The following is a 22,779-nucleotide window of genomic DNA, read 5'->3' as shown; positions in this document are numbered from 1 at the left end:
CTCCGTTGCGCTCGTTACGTCAGCTGCGTGACTATTCTTCGAGCGATCCGCAGCGCGTTCGCCTGAATGGTGAAGGTCGGGTTGACGCCTCCGGCATAGGGGAAGAAGCCGCCATCCGCGACATAGAGATTGTCGATGTCATGCACGCGACCCCAGCGGTCAACCACCGATTGTGTCGGATCGAGTCCCGCCCGACAGCCGCCATGCAGGTGGCCGCTGCCGAACTGATAGTTGGAATCTTGATAATCGACTTGTTTTACCCCAGCCTCGGCCAGCAAGTTCGACGCATGTCGGGACAAGTAGCCTAGTCGGCGCTTGTCGAGGGGATGGGTCCGGTAATCGAGAATGATCTTGGGCAAACCCAGCCCGTCCCGGCTGGTGGCCAGCCGGACCGCATTGTTGCGCATGGGCTGATCGGCCGCCAAAAAATGCAGCCGTAGCCTTATCTCTCCGTCGGATTCCGTGCGTTCAGGCGGACTTGCTTCGTAGATCATTCCGCCGAGCCCCGAGGGCGCCTCGTCGTCCAGGTAGTGATCGGACACCGCGACGGTGGAGAAGGGGCGGCCGGGCTGGGGCGTGATCGGCGGATTTATCGTGGTCCTACCGGACACGTAGCCGCTGATCTTAAACGAGATGCCACTGCCTACCATGCCAGATGCGTTGCCGATGCCGTTGGGCGCTGCCTGTTGCGCCGACCGTAGGAGCAGGGCGGCAGACTGCACCGCGTTGCCCGCGAGTACCACGCAGCGGGCGCGGACCCGAGCGCGTTGTCGGTTGAGCGTGTCAACCCATTCCACCGAATCCGCTCGACTGACGTTGCCGAGATCGATGCGGACGGCCTTGCTGCCGGGCGCAATCGTCAGCGCGTCCGGCGGCAGGGCGATACCTGTGAACGGCGAGCGTGCGTCGGCCCTCGCGCCGCTCGGGCACAAATGTTCGTTGCATGGTCCCTCGCAGCGGCAGGCTGGCCGGCCGCGATATGGCATCGAGTTGATTGCTAATGGAGTGGGGAACGGCAGCCGGCCCAGGCGTGCTCCGGCATCGGCAATCAACTGGCCCTGCACGCTGTACTGGTGCGGCGGCAGAACGGGGGGATCGCTTGGCGGCTCGAGCGGGTCCGCTCCGGCCAGGCGGGCCACTCCCACGCGCCGTTCCAGCTCATCATAGAATGGGCGTAGTTCGGTGTAGTCGATCGGCCAGCTCGGGTCGAGCGCGTCCCCGGCCACATGCGCTCGTGCGTCAAAATCGATCGCGCGACAGCGGAAGGCTATTCCGGCATACAAAGTCATTCCGCCGCCGAGCGCGCAGACGGTCCACGGACGCCCGAACGGCGTCAACGTCCCTGCCGCAGACTGCACTAGCGCGCTATCCATGCCATTTTGGATGCTCGCCAGCGAAGCGCCGGGAGGAAGTGTTCGACCTTCCTCGAGAAGGAGTACTCGCAATCCGCGTTGCGCGATCTCGTGAGCGACCGTCGAGCCGCTGGCGCCACTTCCGATTACGCATACATCAACAATATCGGCCGTCATTATCCCATCTTCTGGCAACAGATATCGCCGATGCACAATCGCGCCGTATTCATTAGAGAGGAGGTGCCATCAAACAAGTCTCATCGCGAGTGCTGAACGCGCGGCTGATCCATGCGATCGCCCCGGATTATCCGGTTTGGCTTCGCTCGTTTGCCAAGGATCATCGCCGTGAGATCGTACAATATGACGCGGCGTGCGATTCAAGCCCTTCGAGGCAGCAACCGCATGAATATCAGCAAGCGGCTTTTTCCGGAATGCAATTTTTGATAGATCTAAGTACTCTCAAAGCAAGCCGCCCACCTGCTCCCGATGTGCGCACCAAACATATATTTTCGTGATCGAGACGGCGCTCGCAAGTTCCGCTTCGCGGCGCCATGGGGGAGCTTTTAGGGCCGCACTCGCTGGAATGAATCGATCGGTCACTACATTCATATATCATTGTATGAATTGTACGCGGTTTGATCGCGCGAGACTCAGCCGGTCTGATGGACTACCAGCAATTGAATTTCTTTCACGACTCTCCGCACATCAGATGCTGGCTAGAACGACTCAAGCTATGCCCTTCATAGACGACAAAAAAAGGCCCGGCCTGATCGATGGCCGGGCGGAAGTCAGTCTGGGGAGCGAGGCTGCTAAGCATCGCGCCAACTTCCGTCGACAGAGGGAGGACTGTCGGCGGTATTTGCGGTAAAGCTTTCACCGCAAATTCAAACTGCGAAAGGACCAATGTCGGACAGATCTGGTGTCGATTGTACTCCTTTGCGTAATCTCACAGACGATGGTTGGAACAGTGGAGTTGGTCTCTGCTGTACACATACCGACCGCATCGGCGTCATCGTCTCATCATGGCAGCAACAGTAAGTCCCGTCGGGTATCCTCGTTAGCTGCTCTGAGATGGTACAACGTGCCGCCACGTGCGATTCAAGCTCTTTGAGCTGACCCGCATACAATTTCAAGCTGACCGCCTTTCACAAGCAGCTAAGTGGTCCGAGAAGGGTGGACGTACGTGTTGCATTCGTTTTTTTTGATGGTCGTGCACCGCATCGCGATCGAGGCGTCGTTGCGGCATGTTTTCCATGTGAGCTCATGCCTGTTGGCTTTCCAAAAGCTGACGTGCTTTCTGATTGGCGGCCGAGAACCTTCAGCGCACCATTTGAGCGTCTTATTAGCCAGCCGAATGGCGCGGTCGGCGTCGACGATCTCAAATGCGCGATCCGATCGACGACACCCGTGCGCTGCGGCAAGATCGCGGCGGGGCGTTGGCCGGGCGGGCGAGTTGCCCTGGATTTCGCCCACGAGCAATGCATTCGCCTCAAAGCCAATTCAACCGGAGCTCGGTCTTGCCTACCCGAAACCTATCCCAGGCTGAGAGGCGATCGCCGTTCCTGCTGAGTCATTCCGGCTCCAAGAGGACAAAACTCGACGTCCTTGCCGGTCATGCCAGTGAGTTTAGTACGAAACGGTCCAATCTGTAGCGCGGATAGCACATTGCCAGGGCCGGCGAGACAGTTGGATCGCATCGTACAATGTTTAGTGGCGTAGAAAGGCCGATGTGCCCGTAAAATTACAGGGCAATAGAGTGTGCTTGAACTGTCGTTCGCGGTTATTGGTCGGGTAGAGGGTCAAATGAATCATGCGGTTGGGAGCCGCTATGAGTCGACAACGACGGATGAAGAGCGTGAGTTGGTGCGCTGCAGGCAGGAGATCGCGCGTCTCAAACAGCTAGTCGTGCAGCTTTCTGAACTCGTCTTGCGCAATGTCACGCAGAATGCAGAGGGCCGAAAGCCGCAATCCGACTGACGCGCTCGGCCGTATACCGAATGGTCAATCCGCAGATGATGGACGTTAGACAAAGCCATTATGATCCGCCGCGCGGCGTCCCCCGGGGGAGGGGAGCGGCCCCGCCCTTGTTCTTCATGGGGCGGGGCCGCGTTCGAACCGCTTCGTGGATCGATAAACATCAGTGATACGTATCGCAAGGATGTGAGTCTGCAGGCTCTCGGTCAGCCCTTTCATCTTGTCGATCCCTCATAGATCTGCGTTAGGCAGGTCTAACAAGCTCCATTGCCTCCAACCCGGTGGAGGCGTTGAACCTGGAGAGCGGGCCGAGCATCGATCGGGTAAAGGTCCAACGATCGGCGTATGCACGCGGTGCTCCCTTTATGCGGATCGCGATCTATGGATACGAAGCTGCTCCACAGCGAGCTTTGATATCTCTGCTGGATCGCTAACCCCACTTGCGCCGATCGCGATGACCTTCTTTGCGACGATTTCGGCGATAGGGTCGTCTCGATCAACCAAGCAAAGCGAACGCAGTGTCTGTGCATAGGCCAAGCTCAGACATTCAATTTCTTCCGGCCGTAGTTTACTGCCCTGGAGTAATCGATCGATCGGCATTGATCACCGCTCCGGGAGACACGCCAGCTTTGATGCGTCGGCCTAAGATGCGTCAAAACGCGCTCGGGTTGGTCTCGGTGTAGCCACCCTTGTCATCCCACCTGTAAACGACATAGTCGAGCTGCTTGATGTCACCCTTGGCGTCGTATTCCAGCCTGCCAATAACCGTTTCCCAAGAGCCCGCCTTGATCACGTCCATCACCTTCCTCGGATCCGTGGTGCCGGCCTTGGTTGCGGCCTGGGTCCAGACCTGAACCGCAGCGTAGGTGTAGAGGGTGTACCCTTCGGGATCGATGTTCCTGGCTCTGAACTTACTGACGATGGCAGCCGCCGCCGGCTTCTTGCGTGGGTCTGGCCCGAAAGTGAATAGCGTGCCCGCTCCAGCTGCGCCGGTGATCGAGGCAAATTCCTTGTCAGCCAAGGCGTCACCCGACATCAGTACGGTCTTCAGGCCCTGATCACGCATCTGGCGCAGGATGAGACCTGCTTCCTGGTGATAGCCGCCGACATAGACGAGGTCGATATTGTCCCGCTTTAGACGCGAGACAATCGCATTGAAATCCTTGTCGCCCTTGTTATAGGACTCGTAAATCTTCTCGATGACGCCGGCCTTGTTGAGGGCCCTCCTCGTCTCGTCGGCAAGCCCCTTGCCATAGGTGGTCTTGTCGTTGAGAATGCCGATGTTCTTGCCCTTGAAATGCTTGGCGATATAATCGGCAGCAACCTGGCCCTGCTGGTCGTCGCGACCGCAGACGCGCGCCACGTTCCATAGCTTGCGCTCGGTGAACAGGGGGTTGGTCGAGGCGGGCGTAATCTGCAGTACGTTGCCGTCCGCATAGGCTTCCGAAGCCGGGATCGACGACGAAGAGCAAAAGTGCCCGGCAACGAATGGGGTCTTGGCTGCAGCAATCTTCTCCGCGACCGATCGCGCCTGCTTAGGATCGCAGGCATCGTCCTCAATGTCGAGGGCGAGCCTCTTGCCGAGTGCGCCGCCGGAAGCGTTGATCTGCTCCACCGCCATCTCGGCGCCGTTCTTCATCTGCCGCCCGAAGGCGGACTCGCCCCCAGTTATCGGTCCAGCGACGGCGATGGTGATGTCCTCTGCCAGTGCCGCGGTGGACAGCGCAATCAGTGCTCCAAACGCAAAGCCGATCAGCTTGAGTGATGTCATGGATGGTCCTCACAAGGTAAATACAGCGGCGAGTAAGTCGAGCAAAGCAAAGCGATCCTGGCAACGGCCAGCGCCTAAAAGCAGCCGGAGATAAAGTCATGGCCGCGCAGCGAACATCCGCGTGCACTGCCATGATGGAGCGGCAGCCCACCTTGAGCCGGTGGAGAAACAGTCCGTACGCCGAACCATATAGAAGTTCGGTGAACTATCGGCAGGCAGCTCATCGCCCGAAAGCAGTACAAAGACATTTTCCGATGCCGTTCCAGCAGAGTGATGGGCCGGGGCGCGTACGCAAGGGTAGAGCTATATCAACGAGCAACGTTAACGTACAAACGTTCGTCCCGTCTCATTCTCGCAACGCGTTGCCGATCTCATATCGCCCGGCGCTCGTTCAACGCACGGCGCTACGTTGGACGACACTAGCGGAAACTTGCAGCCAGGAAAGTAATAGCTCAGTCCGCAACGTACAGAGCTCGACGCGTCAGGAATGCGTACGTGAGAGGTAAGCGGTCCAGACGGGAGAGAGATGAGGCGATCGTTCACATCGTCCGCCATTCGAAAGACAATCCACATGCCTCACCGACATCGACGGTGGCAGACGGAACTGACTGCAGAGTTGTTTTTGCTGTCCTGGCTAGGCGGGCACGAAGGCTCTCGGCGTCAGCCGAGCCCGCGCCGAGGTCAGAAATCCTTGTCGTCCTTACAGGTCGTTGAACTCTTGATACTTGATGGCGAGGCCGGCATTCATAGGCCGACAAGGCAACCGGCGCTCGTTTCAAATGAAGGCAAAGACGAACAGGCTTGAGCAGAGGAGCTCGAAGCTGGTTGCGGTCAGCGCGAGGAGACTACCCGAGACAAGGTCATGATTGCGCATGAATCGCCCTCGATTGAACCTTCGTTGAAGCGCGGCACAGCAAGAGCGGATCGAATTCGAAGCTTGTCAGAATTCGAAGCCTGTCAGAAGTGCATCAGTGCTCGGGTGACACGGCCGGCGAGGCTGGCCTTGGTCAGGAGATCGGATTCGCTGGCAGGCTGCTCGCACGTTGAACTAGTCGTACAGCCTGCCCGAAAACTCGATCTTCTGCATATTCGAGCACATCCGTCCGCTAAGGTTCCGAGCTTCGGGAAACCGGGTTACTTGGTCGGCCGAAGCGCCCGGCTACGTGCGTTTGCCGCGCTTGCCATCTCCGGCCGCATTTCCGCGCTCGCACCCTCGGGCGTGTCGTCCTTCCAGCGTACCGCGCCGAATGGCCTCTCCAGCATGCGGCGCACACGTACCGGCGCAGGACCGATGTGGAAGTGAATGGCCTGCCGCTCCAGGGCACGTTCCGACTGGGTCGGGCGGTTGCGCCAGCGCAAGTAGTCGAACCAGGTCGGAAAGTGATAGCGTTCGGTCCACAATTCGGGATCGGCGATGTCGCGCGCGATCGACCAGCCATAGGCGCCGTTGCGCTGGCGAGACAATTGCACGTCCTGCATGACATTGTGAAACGCGCGGGCATTCTCTTGTGCAATTCGGTATTCGATCTCGACGACGAGCGGCCCGCTGCGTCCGGTCAGGGCGAGCCGTATTTCGGGATCGGCGAGCGGCTCAGGCTCTTCGCCGCGCGCGCCGACACGGGGCATGGGCAGCCAACGGCCGATGATTGGTGAGGCGAGCATCAGGGCGGCCGATACCAGCAGCGCGGTTTCAACGCCGGCCGCGTCGGTCAGATGGCCCCAACCCCAGCTGCCGACGGCAATCCCGCCTGAACTCGCCGCCTGATAGGCTGCAAGCGAGCGACCGGTTACCCAGCGTGGCGCCGACAGCTGAACTCCGATGTTGAACACCGCCCATGTCAGCATCCACACGGCTCCAGCCAGGACCAGCGCGGCCGCGGTCAATAGCGGTTGGCGGCTTAGCGCCACGGCAGCCATCGCCGCGCCCATGGACAATGCACAGGCGCGAATCGCAGCTTCGCCGCTCATCCGGCTGCGGATCTCGGCAATGTTCAACGCGCCGACTACGGCACCCAGGCCGAAGGCGCCGAGCATGATGCCGTAGGTCTGGGCGTCGCCATGCAACACATCCCGCACCACCAGAGGCATCAGCGCAGTAATCGCGCCGCCTCCGACGCCGGTTACAAGGGTGCGAAGCAATACGACTTTGATCGATGGCGAATTGCTGATGTAGCGCACGCCGGATACCATTGCGCGGCTCAATCTTTCAGGTGGCAGGCGTGAGGGGGCGCTGACGCGCTTCCAAAGGAACAACGAGACTATCAGCGGCAGATAGAGCAGCGTGGTGAGCGCGAATGCGGCCACTGCACCGGCGCTAGCTACCACCACGCCGCCGATTGCCGGGCCGACGCTCCGTGCGATATTGTAACTGATGCCATTCAGCGCAATGGCCGCAGGCAGCTGCGCTTCCAACGGCACTTGTTCGCTTACGGACGATTGCCAAGCCGGTCCCATAAGGGCCATCCCGCTGCCGACCACGAAGCAGAGTGCGAGCAAGACGTTCGGTGTGGCCAAACCAAGCCAGGCGGCCACAGTCAGGCCGGTTGCGCCGGCGAGCGCGATGCCAAGCGAAACCAGCGCCACGATGCGGCGATCGTACATATCGGCGATCGCGCCGGCTGGCATGGAAATCAGCATCACTGGCAGCAATAGCGCGGTCTGCACCAGCGCGACTTTGTCAGCCGAGGACGTCATCTGCGTCATCGCCCAGGCTGCACCGACACCTTGAATCAAGCTGCCGATATTGGACAGGAGGCTCGCAAGCCAGATACGGCGAAACGTCGCGTGCCGCAGAGGCGCCGTGATGCCGTCGGCGCTACGCGACTGGACTGTGGTTGAATCGGTCATGTCAGATCGTGATGATCTACCATGATTTGATTCTGATGCGGATCACAAGGATGTTCCGGGCGCAATATCGACCACACCCTGGCTTGGTCGTGAACGAGACGCGCCGATCGCATAGCGGTGTTCGGCTTGTTTTCCGATCTCTCCATTTCAGTAAGTACGCGTTCCTGGCTCACGGGGCGCTGTCGATCGGATGAGTGAGGTCCGCTTCGTGCCTATTCGCGCCAGTGCGTCGCTTGCATTGCCACATTGACAGACAATGCATGGCTGGCGCGCAAACTTTGTACGTAACGGACAAATGGACGAAGTCCACGAGTGCGGAATCATTCGTCGCGAGATACGGTGAAGCGCTCCCTCACTGCTGGGGAGCCGGAAGTCCATGTCACGGACTATCGATAGTGCACATAGCGATGCGGCGTTTGGCGGAACCTGCTTTCGGTCGGCAAATTGTTGCCTGTCGATGGAGGGCGTCCGGTCTGTTCCCATCCCGCGCGGCGGGTGCTGCGGCGAAGGATTTCCACCGAGAACGCAATGTGGATCAACAGATGGGCCTTCCAGGCCCGGGCGAACAATTGCTGTGTCACAGACAGCGGGTCTGTCGCAGGCCGGATGAATATTAGAAAACGGCAATACCGAATCCACCACTTGATCCAGCATCTAACCGGCAACCAGGGAAGCGAACGTGACGGCATACCGTGGGCCAGTCTTTGACATGGCCGTAAAGCAATTCGAAGTCATCGCAGACTATCTATCCATACCGCAGGACGCGAGAGCCAGGATCCTGATGCCCAAGCGCGCGGTCACGATCTCCTGTCCGATTCATCGCGATGACGGCACGACCGCAGTGTTCGAAGGCTATCGCGTGCAGCATCACCTGACGCTTGGCCCCACGAAGGGGGGCACACGGTTCGCAGCCAGCGTTGATCTCGGCGAAGTCGCGGCACTGGCGATCTGGATGAGCTGGAAGTGCGCATTGGTCGGACTGCCATATGGCGGCGCGAAGGGGGGAATCAACGTCGATCCGGCGAGCTTGTCCAGGCGCGAACTCGAGGCGCTTTCTCGTCGATATATGCAGGAGATGATCCCATTCGTCGGGCCCCACACAGACGTGATGGCGCCCGATATGGGAACCAATGAGCAGATCATGGCCTGGTTCATGGATACATACTCCATGTATCAGGGACGAACGGTTACGGAAATCGTGACGGGAAAGCCTGTTAGCGCCGGCGGAACCCTGGGGCGTCGGGAAGCCACAGGCAGAGGTGTCGCTCATCTGGCCCGTCGTGCTGCAGATGAGCGCAACATCCGTCTCGATGGCGCAACTGCGGTTGTACAGGGATTCGGAAACGTCGGCTCGATCGCTGCACTCGAGCTGCATAATATGGGAGTCAAAGTGATCGCGGTAAGCGATCACACCGGCGCGCTCTACCAGCCCTCGGGTCTCGATATTCCCGAGCTGGTCAGGCATGCCGCCTGGCACGGCAGCTTGAACGGTTATTCCAGTGAGCTCGCTTTCGATTCAATGGAGATGCTCGCATTGCATTGCGACATACTTGTTCCGGCCGCGGTGGAACGGGTGATCAACGACAAATTGGCAGGCAACCTGCGTTGCCGAATACTAGCTGAAGGAGCCAATGGTCCGACCACGCCGGAAGCCGATCGAGTTCTCGAAAAGCGCCAGAAAGAGATCTTCGTGATCCCGGACATTCTGTGCAACGCAGGAGGTGTGGTGGTTAGTTATTTCGAATGGGTGCAGGACCTTCAGCAATTGTTCTGGGAGGAGGAAGAGGTCATGCGTCGGGAGTATCAGATATTGGACCGGGCGTTTGATCGGGTATTGTCGCGAAGTGAGCGGGACGGGGTTTCCAATCGCACTGCCGCTATGGCCATTGGTGTGGAGCGGGTACGCGGTGCAAAGGAGACACGCGGGCTGTTTCCGTAGCCTGTTCAAGTGACTTCGATTTGGTATCTACTCGCTCGCATGGGCGTTCTGTCCACTTCAATCTGTATAGCAGGGGCCAAGTGCAAAGGCGGCTAGATTTGGCACAAGCGCGCGCGGGATGGATCCTGTGCGTTCCCGCATCATGACGCGGGTCCGACGATCCGTTGTTGCGGGCCGTGCGGAGTTGCCGTGGCTGAACGACTTCATGGAAAGCCCGGCGGTGCTGGACTTCCGAGCAAGAGGCGGCCGGCGCTCTGAAGCGTGCCTTCGTTTAAAGCGGCGTGCTGGGCAACCACGAAGCTATCGCACATCGCGCGCGCCAGGTTGCTCGTCGTATAGAGCGAGCCAGTTCCGGCGAGACCGCTCGCGATCTTGCAGACCTCAGCGCTCTGTCGGGCGGCGTTGGTCGCGGCGAGCCGCATCAGCGTCGTCGTGTTCGGCCGGACCGTGCCCTCCAATGCTTCCTTCCATAGCTCCTCGGTTGCATCATAGAAGAAAGAGCGGGCGGAACGCAGCATGGCTTCGGCTCTAGCCATCTCCAGTTGGATATAGCCGCGCTCTGCCATCACGGGCGCTCCAGTAATCGAGGCGCGGCTTCGGGCCATGGCGATCACCTCGTCTAGCGCGGAGCGCGCAATACCGATGCCGACAATCGCATGCGCCTGCGCAGCGAAAGCCACTGACGGGTAACGGTAGATCGGCCCGTCGAGTGTCGGCGGACCGCCGCGGATCAGGGTCCACTTCTCCGGCACAATGACATCGTCGACAACGACGTCATGGCTGCCGGTGCCTTGCAGGCCGATGACGTCCCAATTGGGACGGATTGTCACCTTCTCGGCCGGCATCACGGCTACACGTGCAAGACCACCTGTTGGATCATCCTCCACAGTGATCCCAACGCCTATCAGCTCCGCCCCCGGTGAGCCGCTGGCGAATGGCCACACGCCGTTCACGACAAACCCGTCGGCGCTTCGCTTGGCGGTCTGGAGCGGGAAAACCGCACCCGCGTACACCACGTCAGGTCCATTTGCGTATACTTCGCAAAGCGTGTCGTCTGGAAGAGCGGAGAGATAGCAAGCCCCGTCACCGAAGCTGGCGACCCAGCCTGCCGATCCGTCCGCTTCGGAAATGCGCTCGATCAGGCGACAAAAATCGGCCGGCGTTCGCTCCTCGCCGCCGAAGCGCTTGGCGGCCATGGCCCGATAGACGCCAGCGCGCTTGAAAGCGTCGATGATGTCGTCTGGAAGCTTCTGCGCGCGGGCGAACTCGTTCCGACGCGCGCGGATATCGGCCAGCAGCGGCGACAGATTATCCCTTGTCGCTGCCGAAACGTCGGTTTCCGGCGCGATCATCTCTGGCGGAGTGTTCATGTTGTCCTCGGTGTCTTGAGACGCCCAGCGGCGTGATTGATGTGGATTGTGCACGCATGGCGGAGGCTGGCCGGATTGATTCCAGCCGGAGAAGATCGTCGATTGCGTTGATATCGATTGTGATCGGATTGCCGGCGGTCTCCTCTCTAAATCACATCCCGAACGGATCGGGCCAAAGAAAAGGGGCCTTGAGGGCCGGGAAAGCTGGCCAAGATGTGGCCCGGCGCGATATTGAGTCTGAACCGGCAAATCAGACCATATGCGGCGGTGAGATCCATCCAACTCAGCTGCACCATGACTGCAAGGGGGGGACAGCGCATGTCTTGTCATGTCTTCTCAAACCGGCGATTTTTCACACATGGCGGCAGGCCACTTCAGCCCACGTCGTCAATTCCCGACTTGGCGCGCTCTAGCCCGCGGATCCCTTACCATTTCCCCAGCAATCGACGTGCCATCAAACATGGTCCGCCAGCTGTGTTTGCACGGGGCGAGCTCGCCTGGCACGAACTGCGTCAACAGGATGCGTGCGAGCTCTGTGTCTGGTTCCAGTCACGGTGTCATCAAGCGGACATGGCGCGAAGCGAGCGAGCTGAAATAGACCTCAACCGCGGATAGCCGGCCTCAGCTATTTGCCGTTAATCACAGCTTGGAACAAATGGGCGTATCGCTGGTCGCAGCAAAGGTTCACGGCAGCGCGGGCACAGTTCTGTACTTGTACCGAAGTTAAGCGAGGCTCGTCCGCGCCGCTTGAGCTGTTGATTGGAAGCGGACAGCAGACGCAAGGCGCTTGTAGAATGCGACGGCGGCTTGCGGCGCTGCCATCGCACAAGTCGCCGCCTTAGGTGCTGCGAGAGTCCTCAGCTCATGCAGGCGACTACAGAGAGCTTCGAGCAGCCTTTGAAGATTTTGCAGGTCCGTCCGCCCGTTCGTGGTCTGTCGTAGCGAACGCAGGGGACTCGCGCATTCTTGGCGTGAGTCAACCTTTCGCGGCCGCCGGCCGCTCTATTTCAGCGAACTGTCGCTGCTCATATAGCCACCGCAACGCAGGTCTTGGACGAGGCGATATTCTACTTCGTACATACCCAAAGGAAACCGTCCTGAGATCTCTTTTTGCGTTCGTGCGAAACGATCAAATCTGAGGCCGAGATGACACACTTTGTCGAGGAACTGGATTGTTTGTACCTCACGTACGGCATTTGTCGGAGCATTCTCAACTGCGTGCGGTCTACATGAATATGACTGAACGATGACAAAAAGTTCTCTATAAAGCTTCGGCATGACAGACGAGCAGTGCGAGCTGGAACGTTGCAAAGCAAGATAATGCGCGTCTCAAAGCCTGGTGGTGTGGCTATCTGAAATTATCTTACGCGACGTCGTAAAACGCGCGGAAGACCAGAACTCCCGTGAGTCTATGGCACAGCGTGGCTTACCGCTTCAGGGCAAGGGGGGCGGGCTCCGCCCTCGTCTCCCTAGTGGGTGGGGGCGGGGCCGCTTACCGCGCGGAGCACAAGCACGCTAGAAAAAGGGACCATGGCCGACCACGTGCCCGCCGTTGTCGACGCGCTCGACTGCTCCGAAAGTGTGGCTCACAAGGGGCGTTCAGCACGCTGCCGATGCTTCGTCGTCTCTTGGTGTGCCCCAAGGAGCGGCCCTTGATCAAAAATGCGATTCTGGGGCGACTTTCTTTGCAAGATCTTACGGCAATAGGGGAGATACTTGAGCCGATCACCCTGAAAAAAGGTATGGCTTTGCATGAGCCGAATAAGCATGTAGAGCACGTCTACTTCATAGAGTCGGGCCTCGCTTCGCTGAGAATTCTCACGGCGGGTAGCATGCTAGAAACGGCAGTCGTAGGATATCGGGGCGTGCTCGGCGCCGCGTTCTTGTGGGGAGGGCGTCTTTCGACGCATCAATCGGTCGTGCTCTTTGCGGGAAGCGCGCACCGGACCCGTATCGAGGATTTGCGTCGAGTGATAAAGGAACGCCCTGAGATCCGAGAGCATCTCGTTGGCTACATCCAAGCGATGACGTTTCAGTGCGTTCAGACAGCATTGTGCGGAGTTCGGCACGATCGCGAACAGCGACTCGCCTCCTGGCTCTGTTTGGCAAGCGATGCTGTCGATGCCCCTATGCTGCCCATTACCCATCATTGCCTTTCCGACGGCTTAGGATTGCGCCTTGCCGCGGTCGCGGAAACGCTCGTCCGATTCGAGGGATACGGGCTGATTCGCAAGGAGCGCGGCGTTTTGCAGATTGATGATCGCAAGTCCCTCGAGCAAAAGGCATGCTGTTGCTATAAGCTTGTCTCGAGCGCTTATGCCTCTTCGGTTCATTGTCTTGGACGCGTGGGTTCTTTGGTCGAGCAGTCAGGGTCTGAGCGAGGCCTGCTCGGATGATTTACGCTCAAGGAGCTTAGTTTCTTCCGGGGCAATAGCCGCTTTCGCGACGCCTGATGCCCGGGTTGCTGCGCCAATTTGCGACGGCGGCGCCTGGAGCTGGGCGCCGGATCCAGGCTCGGTCATGACGTCAAAGCCTAATCGGGATGGCAACTTTCGGGCGAAGGGCGCTAATGAGACGCTCGGGTTAAAATGAAGGTTGCTCGTCCGTTGCGTACTGAGTTCGTCGGAGCGCAGCCGAAGAGAATCAAAGTATTCGTTGCCGGGGCATGCAGACGGAAACACGAACCGCTGTAGATCATCGCGGGACGATAGGTGAATAGTGCGAATAGCGGTGCTGCAAGAGGGATGTTGCGCGCATCAAAGCGCATGTCATGAAGTGATCTGAAATAACCTCACGTGACCTCTTTATTGAACTAGCGCAGCTGAAGCCGAAGCTGGGGCGCGATCCGACCGAACGGCTCGGGCCCGCGACCGGTGTTGCCAAGCGAGGATCGGTCAGCGCGGAATAGCGCATGCGGTGATGCGGTGCAGGTGGATGACAAGTGGCCATGATACCCGCGGCGGGCCTGCTCCATCCAACAGCATGACCATCTCATGATGACTTCCTCCTTAGGTGCTTCTCGCGCTTGTTCATGCTATTGTGCACGTTGATGCACGGCCATCAGCACCGCTTGTTGCCGCCGTAACGCGCTATTGCAGGACGAGTTGCCGCGTCCTCAGATGGAGCAACCGATAGCTTCGGCCGCGTCCTGGACCGGACGACCCGCTGCACTGGACCAGTGCTCGGATTGCCGTAGTTCGCGCCCAAGGCGCATCAGGCTGCACTGCAGCCAGAGCGTTTCCTGCTTCTCGTGCCTGCTACGCAGAAACAGTGCTTCGGTATATGCGCGCATGCGGAATCGGTAAAGCAGTCGGTAGTAATGACTGACCATGTTCCTGTTCCTGCTCGATTTTCGCCAACGAGCCAGCGAGACGCATTTGATCGCATCATTATCTTCGCTGAGCGCGATGTTTAAATGCAATTCGTCCCCACGTGTCGCTTGAAACCGGCGTTTGAGTGCCTGTTTTTGATGAAGCTCATCCCCAGGGAGTGTGGTTCACGATGTAAAGCCGCAGGAAGAAAATTCGATTTCCGCCACTCGCTTGGGGTACGGAGCGTGCGCTTATGACACAATTGGATCACGCTCGCTGAGTGCACGCGTGCTTGTCCGCTCTGTACAAAGTTTGCGCGCGCATGAGGGTGCCCAATCTGCCAAATAGCTAGGCGAGGTCAGAATGGTCCGCGCATGTAACTGGTTCATTCTCTCAGCGGCCGTTCGGGAGGATCTTTAGGTGCGGATAAATGAGGGGGCGCAGGTGTCTCCGCGTGACGCTGGCAAGGTGAGCAGCGTCGGCATCACCGGCAAGCGCAGGCGTGTCGAGAATCGCGTCGGCATGCTCGTCCTGCTTGCTTATTCATGAGGCTTGTTTTCGCTGAACGGCAGTCCGTGACCGACGAGGTGGCGGCGCGGTGCTTCTTCGGCCTGCGCGGCTTGATCTGCTTGCGAATCCGTCGCATGTCGTTGATACAAGCACAGATCCGTGCCACGAAGACTCGATTGATCGCGCCCTGCTCCGGGGCGGCAGGATATTGATCAATGAACACGCCGCTGAATGGCTATGTCGCGGCCCTGCAAGCCTTGAAAGAAAACGATCGGCTGCGCGGACTGAAGTCGCGCGCAGGAAGTGATTTTTCTTCGAACGATTATCTGGCGCTGGCGAGCGCGCCACGTATGAAGAAGGCTCTGCTCACGGCGCTCGATGCAGGCACGCCGATCGGTGCTGGTGGGTCACGGCTCCTGCGCGGCAATTGTAAGGAGCACGAAGCTCTCGAAGCGGAGGCGGCGCGGTTCTTCCGCGCGGAGACAGCGCTGTTCTTCGGAGGCGGTTACATCGCAAACTTCGCTCTTTTGACAACGCTGCCGCAGCGGGGCGATCTGCTTATTCTCGATTCGCTCGTGCACGCCAGTATTCATGAAGGCGCACGAGCGGGCCGAGCCGAGTTCCGGATAAGCGACCATAATGATCCCCAGTCGGTCGACGATGCGATTGGTGACTGGCGCGCCAAGGGCGGAAAGGGACGCGTCTGGATCGTGGTGGAGAGCCTCTACAGTATGGACGGAGACTTCGCGCCCCTCAAGGATCTGGTTACAATCGCCGAGCGCTGCGAGGCGTTCTTGGTCGTGGACGAGGCTCATGCCACAGGCGTTTACGGCGACCAGGGACGGGGGCTCACCGCGCCCTATGAGGGGCGCGAAAATCTCCTGGTGGTCCACACCTGCGGGAAGGCGTTGGGGACGGAGGGCGCGCTTGTCACCGCTTCCGGCGTATTGCGCGACTTCATGGTGAATCGGTGCCGTCCATTCATTTTCGCCACCGCGCCATCGCCCCTGATGGCCGTCGCTGCTCGGGAAGCGCTCTTGATCCTACAGGAGGAGCCTGATCGACAGAAACGCCTGACCGATCTTGTCGATTTTACGCATCGGCAGTTCGCCATGTGCGGCCGGCCGATCCGTTCGAGCTCACAGATCGTTCCTTACATCGTGGGTGACAACGTCCGCGCGATGCGGCTCGCCGCTGCACTGCAGGCGCGCGGCTTTGATATCCGCGGCATACGGCCACCAACAGTGCCTGTGGCAACGGCAAGGTTGCGGATTTCGCTGACCCTTAATGTCGGGCAAGATGATGTATCCGATATGATCGATGCGTTGGTCGAAGAGACTTGGGGTGAGGTGCGGTGACGTCGCAAAATCATGACGTGACGCCGATATCCGGATCGATATCCGAGGGATGCGCCGGTGCGTGTAAATTGTCTCCTTTCCGATCGGTGATCACGATGTCCTTACGCATTGTGCCGCTTTGTGCGGCGCACGTGAGCTCACACAAATGCGGCGAGGCTGCGTTTCTAACACTGGCGGCCTCTTCGTTGACTGATACATGAGAAATCGACACATGCCGACGCGAGTAGCGCTTTTCCTATCATCGGTGGGTTGGACAGCCATCGTCGTCGCAATTCTCCTCTATGTAATCTTCAGCCCTGCTTGATCGCCAAGGTCGGACGATCCGGCTCGTATAGCTTCCTGAACCCGTTCGATATTGCGTCCAACAGCATGCCGGCCGATCGCCGGATCGACCCATCTCGCAGTGGAGCCCCCTCGTCCACGGGAGGGATTGCAGGAAGGTTTAGGATGGCACCCCGCCCCTTTCTCGATGTCGGCCTAAGGTCGATGATTGTAGGTCGTTCGCCTGGGCTTATCGACCTAAGCTCGAGGCCTGGACCCGAGACATCACCTTTCCTGTGATCCACGACCGCCGCGCGTGCCGGTGCGTCTCCCGAAACGCGTCAGCTTCTCGAAAGCCAAGCCTCCTAAACCTTCTCTCTCGATGTCGAGGCGTCTAGACCGGAACCGTGGCAGCACCGGCGGGGAGGATCTGCAAGAGATTGCACAGAAGGACAGCTGTATGGATTTCAATGAGATCAACGGCGGCGGATCCCAAGGGTCTTTAGGAGAGTACGCCTGGACACAAGAGGATCATGATCTATTTGGTCGGATCATCAATGAACCCGGCCATCGTCGTCCGCCATGGCCAAGGAGGCGGCATACGATGTCTCATTCGCCGTTCCCCACAAGTTTTCCCACGGCACCCAATCCGCCCCAGGGTAAATGGTCGAGAGACTGAACCACTTGGGTCTCCTGCCTGATGCCGACCAGCCGAGTATGACCTATGAAATCAAAGGGCATCGATATACGGCCGCGACGGACCCTCCAGCGGCGTGCGTCTTATTCATAACCCTCCGGAGGACCAAAATATTGGGCAGGGCCGGCGGGGCACCAGATTTCGGCGCATTCATCTTCGAGACGCCGCGTAGAGGTTTTCCGCTTCCGGAGCAGTGGGCGCGCCCAGCCCTACTCGAGAAGCTGCGGGAAACGGGCTTCATGCCTAGTCCAAACGACACAACAGCCATTGCGCTCAATGGCCGCGCGTACAATTCAGAATTGTTGGAGGAGGATTCGTTAGGCTCAGGCGGGCTGGGTGAGACACCGGGGATAGAACCGGCGGAGCCGGCCGCTACAATCTTGCGGTCATTCGGTTCCAACTATGTCAACTGTTCATCGCTCAGCAATGGACTGTCGCGTGCCGCCAGCGGGTGGACAGCATCGGCCCCTGGCGGATCGCGGCTTCAGAGAGCCGCCGAATCGGCATGGACCAGTTCCGTGAAATCGCCGTCTCTTCGAACGCGCCATAAGGCCACAAAACAATTACGCGAAGGATAGCCTCTCCACGGGCGGCGATGGCCGCGGGTAAATCTGCGTGGCCGTCGCAACGCTGCTGCAGACAGTGATAATGACCACCATCGGCCGCGATATCGTGATTCCTGGTGCAGGCCCGCGCGTTGCCAACACACGTACGAAGAATATGACCAGTATCAGGAGACCACGCAAAACATTATCCCGAAGCTATGACAATCGTGAAGCGGATCACGTCCGGTGTACTTGATGCAGCCCGATGGACCTGCAAATGCCTGGGCGATCGCGAGAAGGCACCAGCGTCAGCCCAATACGTCGACTCTGCCGGTTTCGAGCCGATATAGACCGCCGATGATCTTTAGTGTGTTCTGCTCAACAGCCGGGTTCAGGATCGGGCTGGCGGATTTGAGCTTATTGACATTATCGATCACGTTCTGCCGGATCGCATCGGCGGAGCTATCACCTGGTTGGTGGCCCGACCCTCTCACGGCAGGCGCGAGCGCGCTGACGAGAGAGCGGATATGTCCCGGCGCCGGCTTGCCTTCGTCAAGCGAGTTGATCGTGGCGTCTATCGCGCCGCAGTGATCGTGACCGAGTACCAGGATCAACGGCGTGTTCAGCACGGCAACCGCATACTCCAGGCTAGCTAGCGTGTCATCATTGACGAAGTTGCCGGCGAGGCGGCATACGAATAAATCACCAAGTCCGCTGTCAAAGGCAAGCTCGGGCGCTACCCGCGAATCGGCGCAGCTCAGAATCGCCGCATATGGATTCTGACTATCGACTAAAAGCCGGCGCTCGCGTTCCAGATCGCGCCCTCGCGACACGCTCTGCACATAACGATCGTTACCCTCCATCAGCCGCTTCAACGCAGCGTCGGGCGAGAGCTGGTTATCCGGCTTCGGCGGCGCTGTTGCTTGCTTCGCCTCGACAATGTTGCCGCCAAACGGCACGACAAATGCCGAAATGGCGAACAGCAACAGCGAGCGGCGCGAAGGCGCGAGCTCGGTCGGATAGGGGGCATCCTGTGAACGGTCTGCATGCATGGATAGGACCTCTATCGCGCGGCTCTATGCCACCCCACGGCTTCGGCCTCGTTTTCGCTGCAGAACCAGCGTTCAGCCGGTTTCTTCGTCATGTCGATTTGTCCGTAACTGAGTTGCCCAGGAGAGTGATACGTGCGCTCGCCGTTACGTTCGACGGTGCCCTTTATCAGGCAGTCGGGCGACGGTGGGTCAGATAGCAGAGCGGATCCGAGCAGGAGTTCCTGGGCATCGTTCGGCACCGAGCTCGCGCCGACAATGATCGTGCTCTTGTTGCGGCGGCGCCAGTCCCAGGGGGTGATGAATGCCCCCGACCACAGACCGGCAAAGGCACTGCTCGCCGCCACCTCATTGATGACGTAAACATGGGCGGATGGCTCGGATGACAGCGCCCAACCGGAGCTTACCATCCAGGCGTTCACGTCCTGGCCCTCGATGAAGCAACTGCCAAGAGACCTGCCGTACTTGTCTACTCCTGCGGTCTGACAATCCCATATTCGTCCTTTCGAGTAGTTGATAAGGGCGTCGCGAGCCGCTACTCCACAGGCCCATTTCCGGCCATGAGCATCCAGGCAAATCTGATCAGTCTCGGGGGCTTCGATACCCGAGAGCCGAATTCGCGTTCGTTCGATCTCTATCGTATTGGCGTCAAGGATTTGGGGAGCACCGCTCAGTTTCGCCGCGCAAACAGGAGACGCGATGATAGCGAGCAATGCTGCCATCATTACGCGGTACTTCATCCTAATATCCTTTCGCTCATGGTTCATCGGCTCACAAAATCGCAGCGATCCGGTGTCGTCACAGCCGACTGCTTGACTGGACATATGTCATCGCGTCTGCATCGTTCGACGATGCTGTTGTGGAGGCTTGCTTATATTTTCAGCCTACGACCTGACGCTGGGTGAGATTCAAGAGATTTCTTTGGGAGCATTTTTCGATGTGCTTCTGGCACTCCAGCCGACTCTCCCTCTTCCCTGGGACCTAAAGGAAGATCCCGCATGTTTCAGCGCTGCACTCGCGAGCCAGGAATACGGCTCCTGGCACGCCATTTCTCCAAAGGCTCGGAAGAAGCGGGGCGGGTGGTAGTCTTCGCCGCCGAACGGAAGAAGCGGCGATGCTAAGCCTCTTTTGATTGCTCGTTCGACAGGACTGCGCGAGGTTCATCATGGTGCGGAAAGCGGAAGTCGGGACAACGCACGATAAGAGTGATTGCTCAAAAAAAGATCGGCCTCCCGTGGCGCGCCGGCGAGAGCGCGGTTGTATCTCGTCGCACTAGTTCCGCCGCGAATCTGTTGGGGCAAGAGGCATCCTGATGCGTGGCTTTTCCCCATTGGGCTTGCAGGCCGGAGGGAGCCTGCCTCCTACTTGCATGGCTGGGACGCCTAAATTTTCCGGCGGATGGATCCTGGTGTGGGGCCGAGGCGCTCAGCGCTCATGAGTAGCGATGCCATCCTGATCAGTTGTCGAGGCCCTTCGCACCGCCTCCAGCGCGTCCCGTTCATTTCGATCTATGTGATGGAACCAGGACCCCGGAGGAAAAGTCGCAATCCTTTTGGCAAGGAAAGATTGCGGCTCCCAATCGTGTCCTTCCCGCTTGTCGAAGGTGATGACCCCATTTTGGGTGAAGTAGCGGGGGCCTGGTATGTTGCAGTTCACCAACAGCAGAACGCGCCACCGGTCCGCTTTCTCGGTCGGCTTGTCATTCGCCGCCCTAACGTAATCCACGACTACAGGTTCGATGATATGACAGCGGCCGTGCCGGAGCAGATCGCCGAGCTTGCCTTGCGCGGTCGTGACAAAGTTGAAATTGACCGGATTATGCAGAAAACGAAGGTTTGCGTCTTTTTCGCCGTCGGTGACTTCACTGGCGATGAGTGAAAGCGCCAGGGCGCGCCAGCCGAGTTCGATAGGCTTTGCATAGGGAGACGCAACTTCAATCTTTCCGTCGGTCCCAACCTTCCAGGTAATAACGTAATGCTCGTCTGATCTGTTATCCTGATGCCTGGTCCAGGAAAGGTAAACATACTCGGTGTGGTCGATGCCTTCGGCGATTCCCCAGTTTCGAGGGACGAATTGCGCCACTTTCGAAACTTTGGAGACAATGTGCTCGATTGTCTCACCGTCTTGCGTTCGCCAGTTTGACTTGACTCGTTCGACGAGCGCGCTTTCGCCGGCTCGCGCCGCGTTGCCCGTCGCAACCAGCCCAGCAAGGAAAATCAGCGATTGACAGAGACAGAGCAAGCCTCTTGCAGACATTCTCTTCATAACGGCCGAACCATCGGTTTTTCATCCACACGTCAAAGCGGGCAGCCTTCAATGCTATCCTCGATTGGAAGAAGTTAGCGGCAACGTGACACGGGCGCCTGCCGATGTCCCGCGCGAGCAGGCGCTGTCCCCTCGATGTCACGCGCCGCTAACTTCAGTGGGCCAGCCACAACCTCAATTTGCTGTGCTGGACCTGCCCAAGAGGAGAAGCCTGGGCACCCTTGAGCTTGCATCCTTCGTGCCAGGAAATAGCCGGCAAATCGCGCCGGATTTGTGCAGTATTTGTCCGCTTTCCGACCTGCATTCGTTTCTATGTTTCCATTCCGCCGATCCGCGTAGGCCGGTTCAGCTTTTGTCGCACAGATCTTCGAGGCGCAGGCGAAGGCCGCTGCCGATTTACGGATGAGAAATCGGGAGGCACCTTTGAAAGCTGTTGGACCGTCCGGTCCGGTGTGCTCACCCGAACGCCCTGCGATCTCTATCAGCCGATCTCTATCGGCTCGTAATTGACGATAAGCAAAAGTCGCTCGTCACCGCCGGGCGCGCGGAATCGTTCGGAAGCGCGTCGTCAGGCAGGCAAATGATATGGCGCGCGCGTTTCTGCCTACGCGCACGATGGTTCGATCTTGTCAATCGTCCAGCGGCCTCGGCTACGCATTCATGGTCGGATGAGCCGCTGTTTCCAGTCGCGGCGGCCGGCAAGCGAGAAACGATCAAGTCGCGCTAATTTCCTCTCGCGTTGCTCAACATTCTCGAGAGCATCTGTCTGTCGGGTTGATTCATGAACGCTTTCACCAATCACCCGAATAGGCCGATCGCAAAGACGGTGACAGCAAAGACGCCGACCGCGCTCCAAACAGCCATTTTCTTCATTGCGGGCCTCCCAGCGTTCGTTGAGGCGAATCGATGTGCGTGCCCGAGTATTATCGGCATCGGAGGCCGCAAGTCGCCTACCAGTATTGGTTGGCTCGTAGATCAACATGCGCGCCGGGTATGCTGATGAAGCTTGTGCAGCTGTTTTGCCCCTGGCGGCGGTTCTTGGCTGTCGAGAGCCAGGACGCCGGCACGCTGGAAGCGCCGCGACTTGCGCCTTCGACAATTCTTTCGGCACATATATTGGAGAGAGCTTCCAGTCGTGGTCAACTTTCGACGTTAAATGGCCATTTGAGTCACCGATGGCAGCATTGACGTGAGAGAGTCATCTGAGAGGTTGACGGAAGAGGTCTGTTGCCGATAATTCAAATCGTAGAGGTTCTCCGGTCCTGCTGGATCCGGAGCTAAGAGGGAAGCCGGTGAACAGGCCGGCGCTGCCCCCGCAACTGTAAGCGGCGAGCCGCTGTCCAACAATGTCACTGAAGCCGGTGCGGCTTCGGGAAGGCCGGACAGCGGCGATGACCCGCGAGCCAGGAGACCTGCCTCGACCAATATACGTCCACGGGCGGGGTGTCCCGGTGGTGCGCCAAGCAGCCGCCGCTCGGGCGATCCTGCTTGCGTCCGCCATGGCCTTTGCCCCCAACTACGGGGTTAGCG

The 22,779-nt window shown here is 59.0% G+C and carries 12 protein-coding genes and 1 riboswitch; of the genes, 4 read left to right on the top strand and 8 right to left on the bottom strand.

Features of this window, described 5'->3' with window-relative positions; translation table 11 throughout:
• Positions 1–14: 14 nt before the first annotated feature.
• Positions 15–1,529, bottom strand: coding sequence for an FAD-dependent oxidoreductase (locus J2R80_RS40070; protein ID WP_253640567.1), 1,515 nt, complete (start codon positions 1,527–1,529; stop codon positions 15–17).
• Positions 1,530–3,155: 1,626 nt separating this feature from the next.
• On the opposite strand from J2R80_RS40070, the gene J2R80_RS40065 reads away from it, so the two are divergent.
• On the top strand, positions 3,156–3,329 hold the full coding sequence (locus J2R80_RS40065; RefSeq protein ID WP_253640566.1) for a hypothetical protein: 174 nt from the start codon (positions 3,156–3,158) through the stop codon (positions 3,327–3,329).
• A gap of 649 nt (positions 3,330–3,978) precedes the next feature.
• Here the strand turns inward: J2R80_RS40065 and J2R80_RS40060 are convergent.
• Entirely contained in the window at positions 3,979–5,097 is a 1,119-nt protein-coding gene (locus J2R80_RS40060; protein WP_253640565.1) for a branched-chain amino acid ABC transporter substrate-binding protein, read from the bottom strand.
• Positions 5,098–6,231: 1,134 nt separating this feature from the next.
• Positions 6,232–7,944, bottom strand: coding sequence for an MFS transporter (locus J2R80_RS40055; RefSeq protein ID WP_253640564.1), 1,713 nt, complete (start codon positions 7,942–7,944; stop codon positions 6,232–6,234).
• Between the two features lie 679 nt (positions 7,945–8,623).
• Between J2R80_RS40055 and J2R80_RS40050 the strand changes: the two genes are divergently transcribed.
• Positions 8,624–9,883, top strand: a complete 1,260-nt coding sequence (locus J2R80_RS40050; protein WP_253640563.1) for a Glu/Leu/Phe/Val dehydrogenase — start codon at positions 8,624–8,626, stop codon at positions 9,881–9,883.
• Positions 9,884–10,086: 203 nt separating this feature from the next.
• On the opposite strand, the gene J2R80_RS40045 is transcribed toward J2R80_RS40050, so the two are convergent.
• The gene (locus J2R80_RS40045) at positions 10,087–11,253 is read right to left on the bottom strand and encodes an acyl-CoA dehydrogenase family protein (RefSeq protein ID WP_253640562.1); all 1,167 of its coding nucleotides are present in this window, start codon (positions 11,251–11,253) and stop codon (positions 10,087–10,089) included.
• A 1,652-nt stretch (positions 11,254–12,905) separates the two neighbouring features.
• Here J2R80_RS40045 and J2R80_RS40040 point away from each other — a divergent pair.
• On the top strand, positions 12,906–13,649 hold the full coding sequence (locus J2R80_RS40040; RefSeq protein WP_253640561.1) for a Crp/Fnr family transcriptional regulator: 744 nt from the start codon (positions 12,906–12,908) through the stop codon (positions 13,647–13,649).
• Positions 13,650–14,368: 719 nt separating this feature from the next.
• Here the strand turns inward: J2R80_RS40040 and J2R80_RS40035 are convergent.
• On the bottom strand, positions 14,369–14,584 hold the full coding sequence (locus J2R80_RS40035; RefSeq protein WP_253640560.1) for a hypothetical protein: 216 nt from the start codon (positions 14,582–14,584) through the stop codon (positions 14,369–14,371).
• 705 nt (positions 14,585–15,289) lie between these two features.
• Here J2R80_RS40035 and J2R80_RS40030 point away from each other — a divergent pair.
• Positions 15,290–16,432, top strand: coding sequence for an 8-amino-7-oxononanoate synthase (locus tag J2R80_RS40030; RefSeq protein ID WP_253640559.1), 1,143 nt, complete (start codon positions 15,290–15,292; stop codon positions 16,430–16,432).
• A gap of 1,811 nt (positions 16,433–18,243) precedes the next feature.
• Here J2R80_RS40030 and J2R80_RS40025 read toward each other — a convergent pair.
• From J2R80_RS40025 to J2R80_RS40015, 3 genes are all read right to left on the bottom strand, one after another.
• Positions 18,244–18,987, bottom strand: a complete 744-nt coding sequence (locus tag J2R80_RS40025; protein WP_253640558.1) for a carbonic anhydrase — start codon at positions 18,985–18,987, stop codon at positions 18,244–18,246.
• Positions 18,988–18,998: 11 nt separating this feature from the next.
• Positions 18,999–19,724 carry a thermonuclease family protein gene (locus tag J2R80_RS40020; RefSeq protein ID WP_253640557.1) on the bottom strand — a complete coding sequence of 242 codons (726 nt, stop codon included), beginning with the start codon at positions 19,722–19,724 and terminating at the stop codon, positions 18,999–19,001.
• Positions 19,725–20,409: 685 nt separating this feature from the next.
• Entirely contained in the window at positions 20,410–21,249 is an 840-nt protein-coding gene (locus J2R80_RS40015; protein ID WP_253640556.1) for a nodulate formation efficiency C protein, read from the bottom strand.
• A 1,232-nt stretch (positions 21,250–22,481) separates the two neighbouring features.
• Positions 22,482–22,684, top strand: a riboswitch (cobalamin riboswitch).
• The last annotated feature ends 95 nt before the right edge of the window (positions 22,685–22,779 follow it).

It is taken from the genome of Bradyrhizobium sp. USDA 4541 (assembly GCF_024171085.1).
Classification (GTDB): Bacteria; Pseudomonadota; Alphaproteobacteria; order Rhizobiales; family Xanthobacteraceae; genus Bradyrhizobium; species Bradyrhizobium australafricanum.
Note: the sequence above shows the minus strand (reverse complement) of the source record. Positions and strands in the feature narration are given on the sequence as shown.